Genomic DNA, 12469 nt, shown 5'->3' with positions numbered 1-12469 from the left:
CTTCTGCGGGCCGCAAGACGCTCAATCTGTCGAAACAGGCTCGTGCCGCCTGATCGTTCCTTTATTGTTCATGCCAAACGTTGTTTAGCGTACCATCCACACGATGGCCTCAGATGGAGCGGATTGAGCCGTTTTGCCCGCTGGCGCACGGAGTGCCACGTGTGGATGACCGGCGTGTTCTGAGCGGGATCGTTTATGTGATCCGCAACGGTCTTCAGTGGAAAGACGCTCCGAAAGCGTATGGTCCGCACAGGACTTTGTATAATCGCTTCATCCGGTGGAGCCGCCTGGGTGTCTTTGACAGGATATTTGTCGCCCTGACAGAACAGGCTGGCCGTTCAAAGCGCCTGATGATCGATGCAACACATCTCAAGGCGCACCGGACATCGGCGTCCCTGCTCAAAAAGGGGCTTTTCCCCGCCATATCGGACGGACAAAAGGCGGTCTGAACTCAAAACTGCATGCCGTCTGTGATGGTCAGGGACGACCGGTTCGACTTTATCTGACGGCAGGACAGGTCAGCGACTTCAAAGGCGCAGATGTGCTGCTGGCAAATCTCCCCGACGAGACAGAAGAAGTTCTCGGAGACCGGGGATACGACAGCAATAAAATCAGGCAGTCGCTCGCAGAACGCAACATCACCGCCTGTATCCCGCCAAAGAAGAACCGGAAATCAAAGCCACCTTATGACTGGAATCTGTATAAAAAGCGTCACCTCATCGAAAACATGTTCGCAAAGCTGAAAGACTGGCGACGTGTCGCGACCAGATACGACCGCTGCGCTCATACATTCATGTCCGCAATCCACATCGCAGCAAGCTTCATCTTCTGGCTCAAAGAATGAGGCCTGAGTCTAGCGCTACAGTTGCAAAACATTAATGTTTATTACACTATGTTACGTGTGCGTTAATCTCGCATCGACATGCAACGTATTAATTTTACATTAATACATTGCAGCGAGAAATGTGATATGCTTTGCGCTAAACGATCCATTACAGCAGAAAGTGTTATTAACAGACGGTGCGGTATATCTTATCCATCGAGCAAATATTATCCGCGAGAACGCGAATACATCCGGGCGGCGACCGAAAAAATTGCCAACCAGCTCGAGATAGCTGGCATACCTGCACGCACAGCATCACGTGATATATTTATAATCGGCGAAGTAACCGGTGGCGTCGAGCGGATTTCTACTTACAGACGGATTCACTTATTGCCCGAATTTTCTCAGTCTCATAAATCAAAACTTATACGCCAATTAACCTATTTTTTAAACAGCGTCCCATCAAGAAACTACTATCGCTACGCGGTAATTACCAGTGGAGATCGCGTGCCTTGGTTTTCGGATCTTGATAGAATTCGTAAGCGTTTTATCAAAAATATTGCGAGGTGGTCCAGCGAGGCACGTGCTAAATTTGGCGTAGAGGTATTATTGCGATCTGAAGAAATGACATTTCGTAAAAGTAACATATGCGCACAGGATGGCGTGCATTTACATGCCAATATTGTCTACCGTATGGAACGACGTGTCTCTCCACAAAAGTGGAGAGTGTTTTTAAAGTGGTCACGCCAACGCGTGGGAAGCTATTGGCGTGACTGTGGTCCATTACGATCTGCTCAGGCCGTAGCAAGATATGTTATGAAACTGAGCACTGGAAAGTGTGGAGTTCAACAGAGTGAGAAGGAGCGAGATTATCTTGGAATTGACGAACTAATTCCTCTTGAATTAGCATGGATATATGCAGAAACATTTCGTAAATCTCTGGTCCGTTGCTATGGAACATTTGCCAAATTCAGAAAAAAACTCATAGAAAATAGCGAAACAATAAATTGTGGAAATCAGATAGGAAAAAGTCCAACGTTATATCGTGTGAAGCATAAAAGACGTAATAATATTAATTTCAATAAAACATCAAAAATTAAGCCAAAAAATAATACAAGAAAGGAAAACGTGGTAATTGGCCGCACTCTGCCACAACCAAGATTCTCCGACGTTTTTGAAACATGCTCTATAGTACTGGGACTCACAAATAATCCCACAACGCCGCTGGGGGTTCGCGGACTGAATATTATTCGAATCCGCGCAAAACAGGCTGCCCGACTGTCTAAAAGAAACTCTGAAAGACAATTATTATTTCGACGTGAATATAGATCGCCTTGAGATAAGAGCCTGTTTGGAAAGTCGCTGAAGTGTGATTCAAGCTCTGGATGTGGACGCCAGAGCAGAGAGGCCGCATGGCCCGGATTATCCGCCAGACAAAGCGTTATCCGTCTGACATGACGGACGAGGAATGGGAGCGCATCGCACCGCTGATGCCCGAACCAGGACGCACGGGACGTCCGCGTGAGGTCGAATTCCGCGAGGTGATCAACGCGGTGCGCTATCTGGTTCGATCCGGCTGCGGCTGGCGGATGCTGCCGATCCATTTCGGGCATTGGCGCACGGTCTATGGCTGGTTCAGGGAATTGGCCCGGCGGTTCCTGTTTCAGACCATTCATGACGTGGAACTGATGCCTGACCGGGAGCGATCGGGCCGTGAAGCGAGCCCGGCGGCCGGGGTGATCGACAGCCAGAGCATCAAGGCACCGCACGCGAAAACAAGAGGTTACGACGCTGGAAAGAAGATTATCGGGCGCAAGCGGCATATCGCCGTGGATACGGACGGACGCCTGCTGATGGTCAACCTGACACCGGCGGACATCTCTGACAGCGCCGGAGCGCAGATGATCCTGGACGCGATCCGCAAGCGCTGGCCGTGGGTCAGGCACCTGTTCGCGGACGGTGCCTATGACCGGCTCCAGTTGATGGACAAGGCTGCTTACCTGGACTTCGTCGTCGAGGTGATCCGGCGTCGGGACGGAGCGAAAGGCTTTGAGGTTCTCCCCCGGCGCTGGGTCGTGGAGCGGACTTTCGGATGGATGACCCGATGGCGACGCCTCGTGCGCGACTACGAGCGCCGCATCGATGTCTCACAGGCCATGATCCTCGTCGCCATGGGCGCTAATCTCACCCGCAGAAACGCTCATCCCTGAATTTCCAAACAGGCTCTAACGTCATCGATCGCGCGGATGCGGATAATCGTCTGTTTACTGAAGCCGTGCTGTATCGTCAGAGCCTTACCCGAAAGTTTTTGAACAATACCAGCCTGATGTGCTTCATCCGTCTTTGCGAAGAGATAGAGTGAATGGTAACATGGACTGGTATTGCCCGGCGCGAGCATAGCCGGGAAGGATTGCGCTATTCATCGGATATGACGGACGGGGAGTAGGCTTTGATCACGCCGTTCACCCCCGGTGAAACGGGGCGGTCGCCCCCGCACGACGGATATGCGCGAGATGGTCAACGCCACACTCTGCATGGCCTCGGCTGGGTGCGCGTGGCATCTGCTGCCGAAATGCTTTCCACCGGTCTCGACCGTCAGGCGCTATTTCTGCGCCTGGCGTGATGCCGGACTGTTTGAGGTCATGAATACGGTGCTGATCATGAGCCTGCGCGAGATTGAGGGGCGCGAAGCCTCCCCGAGCGCGGACGTGACTGACAGCCAGTCGGTAGCACGATTGTCCGTCCTCGCCAGTACAGCAAGGACGCTCCGATAAAGAAGCAGAACCCCTCCTGGACACAGAAGCTGTTAATTTATTGAACTGAGCGTGCTGCTGTCAGTGACGTGTTTTTGCTGTCTGAGCTTCAGATAGAGCCGATCAGGCCGTATTTTCCTCTCGCACATGGTGTGCCGCGTGTGGATGACCGTCGTGTTCTGAGCAGGATCGTTTACGTGATCCGTAACGGCCTGCAGTGGAAAAACACCCTGAAAGGGTATGGCCCGCGGAAGACTTTATATAATCGCTTCATCCGGTGGAGCCGCCTGGCTATCTCTGACGGGATTTTCCCGCACTGACACTGAGCAGAGCGGCCGTTCAAAACGCCTCCGGAAATCAAAGCCGTCTTACAGCTAGAGCAAATCCAGTTTGAATGGACACATTCGAACTGGTGAAGATGCTCGATAAACAATGAGTTAGAGCAATTTCACTGAGCAAGAGTTCAGCGGAATTGCTCTAGCATCTGTATAAAAAGCGCCATCTCATAGAAACCATGGCCGGAAAACATAAAGACCGGGAACAGGTAGCTACCAGTATGATCGCTGCGCGCGCACCTTCATGTCCGCAATTCATATCGCGGTCCTCTTCATTTCTTGGTTCATCATCTGGCTCAAAGAACGAGGATGAGTTCCGGGCCTGGGATCAGTAAGCACCGCCCCTGTCGGGGATCATTTACTATCTCTGGTCTCTCCAAAAGAGCACATGAATTACTGTTCACAAATACGCGTTCGATGGTCCAAACTCGACTCAGGACTCATAACCAGAACATGACGGTTGCAGCGAGACAGATGGCCGAGAAGAAGACGGTGGAGCATCTGTCACAGCGAGCGGCGACACGCCTCCAGTCCCTGAGCCTGCCGAATATGATCTCGATGCGGTTGCGGCGTTTATATCGCCGTTTGTCGTGTTGACGGGACGAGCGCGGGATTTCCGTCCGGGAATACATGCCCTGATCCCTTTCGCCTGAAGAACCTCACGGAATCAGTCGGCATCATAGCCTCGGTCTGCCAGCAACCATTGGGTCTTTGGCAGACTGTCGAGAAGGGCGGCTGCCCCTGTGTAGTCACTGACCCGACCGGCGGTCATGAAGAAACTCAGAGGTCTCCCATTGCGGTCGGTCACGGCATGGAGCTTCGTATTCATCCCGCCTTTGGTGCGACCGATCAGGCGACCCGAATCCCCTTTTTTACCCGCAGGTTCGACGTTGTGCGGGGTGCTTTCAGGTAAGTCGCATCGATCATAACGGTCTGTGGTTCTGCTTTCCCGGCGGCCAGGCTGTCCATCATCCGGACGAAAACACCCATGGCTCCCCAACGTTTCCGGTGGTTGTAAAGCGTCTTGTGCGGACCGTATTCTTTCGGTGCGTCGCGCCACCACAAGCTGTTTCGGTTGACGAAGATGATCCCGCTCAGCACGCGGCAGTCATCCACGCGAGGCTTCCCGTGGCTCTTCGGGAAAAACGGTTCAGGACGCACCATCTGCTCGTCCGTCAGTCAATACAAGTCACTCATCTCCAGTTTCCTCGCAGAGCCTGAATCAGATTTCCTACATCAATTCAATTGGGCCTGAGCCTGGTCGGATCCTGATTCGTGACCTGGGGCTGGTTCGCCTGCGTCGCGTTGACCATCAATGTCTTCGCCCGGCACCGTCGGTTGGCGTGGAATACGTGATCCTCGAACCGATCGGCAACATCACTCCGCTTGAGGCTAAACAATAATTTTACGCCGCTCAGGACCAGAGCTCCTTCGTGGCGTAATTTGTCCAAAGAGATCTGCGCCCATCGCGGGACGGTTCAGGGTTTTTCACTCGCGGCAAACGATGCTCGACATCGTTTTCGTCAGAGACCTGATCGAAGACGTGGTGGTAGACATACATGCTGCACGGATTTTATAGGGAATGATGTCGAGCAGGCGCCAAAGCAATTTCCCTGCGACCACTTTGTTCTTTTCCTTCTCCAATTCAGTGATATCGATGTGAAAATAACCGAACGGGCGGGGGTTAAATCCCGGACGTCTGAAATTGTTGCTTTCATATCTGGCCAACTGAGTACGCATAGCACTAAAAGCAGCGATGCGGTGAAAACGCATCGAATGCGGGATCGTCGCCAGCAGCGAGGAAATGCAGTTGTTCAGGGCAGCAGCGTATGACGGCGGAACGCCACAACGATTGCCTGTTTCCCCGATTGACAGGACAGTTGGGAATCTACCGGCGTGCCTTCTGGCGATTGTCTTCGGATTGCTTCCATCACGCTTCGCCAGGGCTCCCAGGCTTTCCTGATTACGCTGTACCACTCGACGGACTGCAGCTGTAGTTGAATCGCTCTGAGAAGAACTTTGGCGCTATGATGCCTCCTTCGCCCCTCGCTCAAAGATTGCATCATAAAAACGCGATACTATACAGCTAACATTCTCATTTGGTAGGCAAGGAATAATCGCAACAAGTTCCTCATTGTGTCTTTACTTTGTTTGCCGTGCGGTGAGGTGAAGGCCTGCGCTCCATGCTGCTGCACGTTTCGCCTTCTATCTCAAAAAGTGAGTCGTGGATGCCTGTAAAAGAGGAGGGCGGACATACTATCCTCTGGCCTGAATGACGACACGCTCTGACGTCGGCGTCGGGTCCCCTGATTCCCACTCCGACGCCACCAGTGCCACCGGGATCCTTAGCGTGGATCCCTGACACGCGTATGGCTGATTTACGAAGCTGTTGAGGCTGATGTTCTCAGGAGGTCTTCGTCTCTTTATTTCGTCGATACAACTCGATTTCCGTTGAAAACAGCGACTGGTCAGCGTCCGGTAACTTTAATGCCAGGGCCCCGATTAAATCGCCTGTTTGCGGACGGGTCTTTAATACACCGTCTATCATTTCTCCGAGCAGAAATTTCCTGCGTTGTAATTGTTTTTTTTCGAATAATGCCTGTTTAGATTTGGCGTTCTCCATCATTTTTGCGGCTTTCTCCATGGCGCGCTGCGCACGCTGCATCGGGGTCAGACCGTCAGTCTGACGCGGTTTACGGGCGGATTTTGAGGCTGTCCCTGTCGACATGTGAGTAACTCCCTTTGCTCGGAAGGATTACTGCTCAAAATCTTGCAAGCGAGAAGTTTTTTTTAGTGCTTTGCATGCCGCCCGAATATTTTAGTGCCGGGCGAGCGTGCGCAACCCCAGCAGACGCCCTGTTAAGGGCGCACTTATGCAAACTTCAACTGCGTGTGGCGGGAAGTATGTCCATCTATCATCTGTCTGTAAAAACAATCTCGCGCAGCGAAGGGCGTTCGGCTGTGGCCGCCGCCGCCTACCGTACAGCAACCGCACTGATCGATGAGCGAACGGGGCAGGAATACGATTACCGCAGAAAACAGGGGGTTCTGTCCGCGTTTTTGCTCTGTCCTGACTCTGTTTTTGCAACGTCATCCGAGCTGTGGAACGCGGCAGAAGCTGCAGAGAGCCGGAAAAACTCGACGGTCGCGCGGGAATATGAGGTCGCTTTGCCACACGAGTTATCTCTGGAAGCCCAGGAAGAACTCGCGCTCGATTTCACGGCGTGGCTCGTTGAGCGATACCAGGTTGCGGCAGAGATCGCGATCCACGCGCCCGGGAGGCGTGGTGACAACAGAAATGTACACGCACATATCACTACCACGACGCGCCTTATCGGGTTCGGTGGATTTGGAGCGAAAACCCGCGTGCTCGACAACAGAAAAACTGGCCGTCAGGAGATTCTGACAATTCGCGAACAATGGGAAGAATACTGCAATCTCGCTCTCAGACTGCACAATTGTCCCGAACGTATCGATCACAGGTCTTATGCCGTGCGCGGCCTCGATATTGAGCCAACAAAACATCTCGGGCCGGTTGCCACAGGAATTGAACGGCGCGCGGGAGGTGCTGTCCCCGTCACGCACAGGGGACGTGAACACGCCAGCATTCTGGGGCGCCGCTCGTTATGTCGCAGGGCGATTACGGCGTTTTACGACGCAAAGGAACTGATGCGGCACACCAGACAGCTGCCGCCGTTGAAACGACCGGTGATAAACAATGGTCCGGATGACGAAATCACGCCAGACGCGGAACGGGGATCCTGCACTCATGTCCGAGGCGGTGACGCATGGCAGAAAGAGTGTATGCCCAGCCGCCGACTGAAACCAGTATCGGAACTGAACCCGGAACCTGATTATGAAGCGGCTGCTGAAGATAATCCGGACGACATCGATTACGGACTGGCCATGTAGGACAACTGGCTTTTTTGGACTGAAAAAGAAGGTAGCGTGACATTCCGATGCATATTTAAACCGGCGTGAGAAGAAACGCGCGACCGCTTTCCGTGAAATCATCACAGCATTGCTCCCCACAAGTCCTTCCAGGTGCAGAGCCAGAGTGCGCGGTAGCGCTCAAATATCACACGAACTTTTCGACATTGAGCACGGCTGATATTGTCGATCAGCCCTTGTCCGCCACAAACAGAATATGAAGCACACCCTGCAAGAGAACTGGCGGCCCGCGCGAGGCAGGCCAGAACAGGTTCGCGTCGCAGCTTACATATCTGCTTCAGTGTATAACGGACTGAACCGGGTCTTCGAGCCTGTACATGAGCAGCAGGAGCGTCGAAAGTTCCTCACGATATGCTTTAACAAGAACGCGGATGTCGCGTTTCGCCAGATACCAGGCCCGGAAGATTCGCAAAATGGCCTGCTCAGGCAGATCGGGGGTTTGTCCATGACGCTGCCGCTCAGACTGGACGACTGTATTCAGGATTGTCAGAAAATGTTCCGGAGCAGGTCTCGGGACGTGGATGACGACAAATCTGCTGCGTGTTGCTTCATCAACAGCCGCCAGGTTATTGGCGGTTGCGATAAATGAAATTCCGTCCAGACAAACCGGAACTCTCAGGCACGGATCAATATATCCCGAGGCAGGAGGCTGCATCATAGCCAGTAAAGTTGCCTGCACATTCCCGTGCGAGGTCCTCCGCGTGAAACCTTATCGATCTCATCCACCACGATGGCGGGGTCAGCGCAGTTCAGCTGCGCCATCGCATCGACAGGCAGGCAGGGCGTTCTTGACGACCATTTTCTGTCCGTGCCTCCTAATCCGCAATCATCCATACTGCCACCCGCCGCTACTGTTCTGAAGCCAATCCCGAATGCATGACAGATTTTCTCAAGCATCTGTGTCTTACCGATTCCGGGGGGACCGCCCAGCAAAAGAGGTGGCAGGGCCGGTGAAAGAAGAGCGCCACCGTGTTTATCTTTACCGGCAACGCTTAACATAATGTGCGCCTGGACTTTTTCGCCGACCTCTCTCGCCCATGGAAACATCGCCAGAAATTCCTGCATGAACAGAACAGGGTCCGGCAGAGTGGCCCGTTGCGGGAGTTTTCGTCCAAGGATGTGCTTATATTCTGCCCGAAGGTCCTGATCAGTTTTACCGGATCCCGTCAAAACCGAAATAACCATAAAGCCTTTATTCTCCCCGCTGTTCTCCTCCAGGATCACTTTCTCCTCAGCCTCCGCGGAAAGATTTTTCGCCATAGTGTCAGTTTCATCCTGAACTACCCCTGAATACTCTTCATTCGAGCCAACGGCGGTGAAAAGGCTGACAGCTTTTTCTCCCCGCCATACTGACGCAAGAAAAGAACATTTTTTTGACCAGGCCTCAGCTGTTCTGTGAGTATCAGAACGGGACATTCTGAATTTCTCTCCAATCCAGCGTGCGATATCGACAGGCGATGTCTCGTCAAGACGACGGCTTATTTCTGTTTTTGCTGCGCCATGTCCGAGAACTGCCGCCACAAACAGCCACACGACAATTTCATCGTGTGACCACAGAACACGTCGTTTCAGAGAGGCTGGCAATGTTCCCAGCCGGTAGGTCCATGTTGTCCACGCCTCCAGAGCGGTGGGTAACGGAGACCGCACGCATCCGACCTCCCGCAGACTTTTCATTACAAGATCACGTGGATTTCTGCTGTCCGGATGACTCAGCCAGAACGGCATGTGTTTATCGTCAATGTCCTCGTTTTTCACGAAAAATCCCCATTTCGGTTCTGTTTATTATTATAAATAGAGACATATTTATTCGTAATACTTGATTTTTAGAGAAATATATGTGAAGGAGAATATGCACGATGTTCTGCTCAGTCCTGGCAATCAGGCTCCGGGCCTGCAACCGGAACATGATGGTTGCCGCGAGACGGATGCCGGAAAAGAAGAGGGTCTGGCACCTGCCGGAGAACGGATGCACCGTTATCGTGCCCCAAATTCGCAGGACGTGACTTTTGTACGATTTTGGGCTCGCGTAGTGTCTCTTGCCGTATTTCAGGATTTCATCCATGAAATTTCCTTGCGGAATGAAAAATCTGATCTCTTTCCCTTTCCGGGCGTCACGAAAACAGTCAGCGTCGTAATCGCGACTGGCCAGAAGCCATTGCACGCGACGACGAGTGTCCCACAGAGCAACAGCGCCAGAGTCGTCGCTGATCTGATCTGCGGGCTCGGAGCTGTCCGGTGTGCATCCGGATAAGGTCCTTCCATCATCCGGGCGGAAATCGCCAGTGCTGCCAGCGACCGTAAAAGGTCTTGTAAGGCCAGCATGCCATGCGCGGATCGCGCCAGCGCAAACCGTTCCGACTGACGAAAATGATTCCGCAGGGCATACGGGGCTGACAACCGGAAATAGCGTCCCGGACTAATCCCGTTAAATCAGCTCTGTCCCTTGCATCGGTTTTCCGCAGAATAATCAGTGACGACAGAGGAGATACGTTTGTGACCGAGGCAGAACTCATAACAAGCACCGGCATAGCGGAAACACCCGCATGGATCACCGCAAGGAATCAGGACGCGCTCAGGTCTCTTAACCTGCTTTACGCGGCGGTGGCCCTGGCATCCGGGGCACTGACAGATGACGAATGGGTCGCCGGTTGTGACTGGAGGCGTATTGCAGCAGCAGCGTTAAACGGAGCAGCCATGAACCTTGCAGCTCTGATGGGCCTGGGCATTGATGAGCAGATTGTTCTCAGCTCAGCACCTGAGTATCGGGCTGCACGCAGGCGAGTGGTTCAGGATGCTCTTGCCTTACATCTTTCTGAACCGTCCCCGTCTCGTAAAAAACGCGCGTCCAGGCGCCAGTTATAAGATGGATGCTGTCGAAACGTCATTCTTAGCCGTACCATTAAAACCCTCACAGGAGGCGCAAATGCTATCCCATGCCAGCTGGCTGAAGCAGCCACATGAAGATGACCGCGACGCTGAGCTCGTCCGGCTCGCTGTCACCCCTGCGGAACGCGTTCTGGAGGACCATATGGAGCAGCGCGTGCTGCGTGCCATCAATGCTTTGCTTGCCGAAGCAGATGTAGACGGACCACAGATGTCATGGGCAATCATTGCCGGGAAATTTCTGAAAGAAAAAAAGCATTATCTTACAAAAGGAATGACGAAGAATCGGGGCAGACCTCCTTCAGGGTTTAATGCAAAGACGGCGATGCGGGCATCTCTCGCAAAGCTGACAGCACTTTCGCTGGAAGATTACGATGACGATCTCGTTATGACGATAGCACTCACGGAACTGCAATGCCGTGCCTATGTGGACAGTAACCGCTGTTTCTGGGCGGCCGTCGTTTGTCTTATGGCCGGGGACCGGAATTTTCGCCAGCCAGAAAGAGAGCTGGCGTGAACAAAAATAGTCAGACATCGTGACTGCAGGCCAGTGAAGACAGACGCTGTGTGATCATTGCGATTTTCCTCCGGAACAGTCCGACGGTTCCTCATTCAACTGAGTTCTCCGTAAGCTGCCGCCGCTGATCGCATCCCGGAATTTTCTGCTCGGTGACATTGGTCTCACCACGGGCAGGACGCCTGTCAGTCAGGATGGTCGCTCGCCCGGGTCTGGCCAGCCCGAGGATCCGGGCCGGGCCGATCCCGATTGCTCCTGGTTTTCAGGTGGTGTCGCGTGTTGTGCTGACCGGGTCGGCCGGCACCGATACGGCGCTCGCAGAGCGCGTACTCGATCCGGAAATCGGTCTGCGACGACTGCAGTCCAGACGAGCGAACCCGGTGGACGAGGACGATGAGCCAGCCGACGCTGAAGCAGCGGACTGGATCTATCTCAGGAACGGTTCGGCCGTCAAAATCGGCTATGTTTCGGGGAACACGGACGCCATGTTCGACATCATCACCGGCGAGACGCTCGACGAGGAGTTCGGTGAGACCGATGATGCTCCCGTGGAACTGGAGCAGGCGACGCTCGATGAGCATGTCGCTTTCCTATGCGGAGAGAGCACCTGGACTTGTAACGGTTCTGTGCCTGCTGATCAGTCCATTTCCGCGTTTCCAGATGGCCCTCAACATAGACGAGAGTGCCCTTCTGACAGCGGCATTCAATCACGCCCGAGAGATGGTCGTTGAAGCACACAACACGGTGCCACTGTTTTTTCCTCTCTCCGCTCGCCCGTGTTGCGAGCGTTCCACGACTCACTTGTCCCCAGAGCGATATTTGCGATCTTTCCTTCACCCTGCTTACGAGCGGCGAGTTCCGGATCCCGAGCGAGATTGCCGACGAGGATGATGCGATTGGCTGACTGGCTCATGATCTGATTTCCTTTTCATTCCTTCCAGTTCCTCTCCGGCCTCTGCCGGGTCTCTGCCCTGATGCCCGCTTCCGCGCGACCGCACCAGGTCAGAGACCCGGCAGTGCCGGCGATCCCCTTTCCTCTTCTTACTGATTTTTGATATTTCAGCGTTCTGACGCCCGTTTTTTGCGTTTTTCCCCGCTGTTTTCGCTTGTACCGCCCGATTCCGCGTACTAGACTCTCCTGACGAGAGAACGGGAGTTCAACATGGCTGTGATTACTGTCCTGGACGGCCACATCACCCTGAAAGCC

Annotated in this window: 13 protein-coding genes and 3 pseudogenes; 8 read left to right on the top strand and 8 right to left on the bottom strand. The window is 53.5% G+C overall.

The window, feature by feature from the left end; all coding sequences use genetic code 11:
- Positions 1-113: 113 nt before the first annotated feature.
- The 5 genes and pseudogenes from GOB93_RS19995 to GOB93_RS19975 form a co-directional block, all read left to right on the top strand.
- A protein-coding gene (locus GOB93_RS19995; RefSeq protein ID WP_173585157.1) for an IS5 family transposase occupies positions 114-844 on the top strand; the annotation gives its coding sequence in 2 pieces (ribosomal slippage) (positions 114-414 and positions 414-844; 732 coding nt in all).
- Positions 845-922: 78 nt separating this feature from the next.
- Positions 923-2161, top strand: a complete 1239-nt coding sequence (locus tag GOB93_RS19990; RefSeq protein ID WP_173585156.1) for a hypothetical protein — start codon at positions 923-925, stop codon at positions 2159-2161.
- A 47-nt stretch (positions 2162-2208) separates the two neighbouring features.
- Positions 2209-3033, top strand: a complete 825-nt coding sequence (locus tag GOB93_RS19985) for an IS5 family transposase (protein WP_173585155.1) — start codon at positions 2209-2211, stop codon at positions 3031-3033.
- Positions 3034-3185: 152 nt separating this feature from the next.
- Positions 3186-3552: pseudogene (locus GOB93_RS19980) on the top strand (transposase); the annotation flags it as partial.
- Positions 3553-3665: 113 nt separating this feature from the next.
- Positions 3666-3887 (top strand): annotated as a pseudogene (locus GOB93_RS19975) (transposase); the annotation flags it as partial.
- A 464-nt stretch (positions 3888-4351) separates the two neighbouring features.
- On the opposite strand, the pseudogene GOB93_RS19970 reads toward GOB93_RS19975, so the two are convergent.
- The 3 genes and pseudogenes from GOB93_RS19970 to GOB93_RS19960 all read right to left on the bottom strand — a co-directional run bounded on the left by GOB93_RS19970 (position 4352) and on the right by GOB93_RS19960 (position 6639).
- Positions 4352-5075, bottom strand: a pseudogene (locus GOB93_RS19970) (IS5 family transposase).
- Positions 5076-5399: 324 nt separating this feature from the next.
- Positions 5400-5888 carry a hypothetical protein gene (locus tag GOB93_RS19965; RefSeq protein WP_173585154.1) on the bottom strand — a complete coding sequence of 163 codons (489 nt, stop codon included), beginning with the start codon at positions 5886-5888 and terminating at the stop codon, positions 5400-5402.
- 427 nt (positions 5889-6315) lie between these two features.
- Positions 6316-6639, bottom strand: a complete 324-nt coding sequence (locus GOB93_RS19960; RefSeq protein ID WP_173585153.1) for a hypothetical protein — start codon at positions 6637-6639, stop codon at positions 6316-6318.
- Between the two features lie 176 nt (positions 6640-6815).
- Here GOB93_RS19960 and mobQ point away from each other — a divergent pair, with 176 nt between their 5' ends.
- A complete protein-coding gene (gene mobQ / locus GOB93_RS19955) occupies positions 6816-7823 on the top strand; it encodes a MobQ family relaxase (RefSeq protein ID WP_173585152.1) in 1008 nt (335 codons plus the stop codon).
- A gap of 316 nt (positions 7824-8139) precedes the next feature.
- Here mobQ and GOB93_RS19950 read toward each other — a convergent pair whose 3' ends face one another.
- The 3 genes from GOB93_RS19950 to GOB93_RS19940 all read right to left on the bottom strand — a co-directional run bounded on the left by GOB93_RS19950 (position 8140) and on the right by GOB93_RS19940 (position 10259).
- A complete protein-coding gene (locus GOB93_RS19950; protein ID WP_173585151.1) occupies positions 8140-8520 on the bottom strand; it encodes a hypothetical protein in 381 nt (126 codons plus the stop codon).
- Complete coding sequence (locus GOB93_RS19945; RefSeq protein WP_173585150.1) at positions 8517-9617, bottom strand: AAA family ATPase; 1101 nt, start codon at positions 9615-9617, stop codon at positions 8517-8519. The genes GOB93_RS19950 and GOB93_RS19945 overlap by 4 nt, the downstream gene beginning before the upstream one ends.
- Before the next feature lie 291 nt (positions 9618-9908).
- Entirely contained in the window at positions 9909-10259 is a 351-nt protein-coding gene (locus tag GOB93_RS19940) for a hypothetical protein (protein WP_173585149.1), read from the bottom strand.
- Between the two features lie 96 nt (positions 10260-10355).
- Between GOB93_RS19940 and GOB93_RS19935 the strand changes: the two genes are divergently transcribed.
- Positions 10356-10724 (top strand): hypothetical protein, encoded by a 369-nt coding sequence (locus GOB93_RS19935; protein ID WP_173585148.1) that lies wholly within the window; start codon positions 10356-10358, stop codon positions 10722-10724.
- A gap of 1 nt (position 10725) precedes the next feature.
- A complete protein-coding gene (locus GOB93_RS19930) occupies positions 10726-11262 on the top strand; it encodes a hypothetical protein (protein ID WP_173585147.1) in 537 nt (178 codons plus the stop codon).
- A 498-nt stretch (positions 11263-11760) separates the two neighbouring features.
- Here the strand turns inward: GOB93_RS19930 and GOB93_RS21815 are convergent, their stop codons facing one another.
- Both GOB93_RS21815 and GOB93_RS21810 read right to left on the bottom strand, forming a co-directional pair.
- Complete coding sequence (locus GOB93_RS21815) at positions 11761-12000, bottom strand: single-stranded DNA-binding protein (RefSeq protein WP_338422425.1); 240 nt, start codon at positions 11998-12000, stop codon at positions 11761-11763.
- Positions 11966-12175: a single-stranded DNA-binding protein gene (locus GOB93_RS21810; RefSeq protein WP_242010954.1), complete on the bottom strand. Its 210-nt coding sequence runs from the start codon at positions 12173-12175 to the stop codon at positions 11966-11968. The genes GOB93_RS21815 and GOB93_RS21810 overlap by 35 nt, the downstream gene beginning before the upstream one ends.
- Positions 12176-12469: the final 294 nt, after the last annotated feature.

The sequence above is a fragment of the Acetobacter musti genome (genome assembly GCF_011516835.1).
Classification (GTDB): Bacteria; Pseudomonadota; Alphaproteobacteria; order Acetobacterales; family Acetobacteraceae; genus Acetobacter; species Acetobacter musti.
Note: the sequence above shows the minus strand (reverse complement) of the source record. Positions and strands in the feature narration are given on the sequence as shown.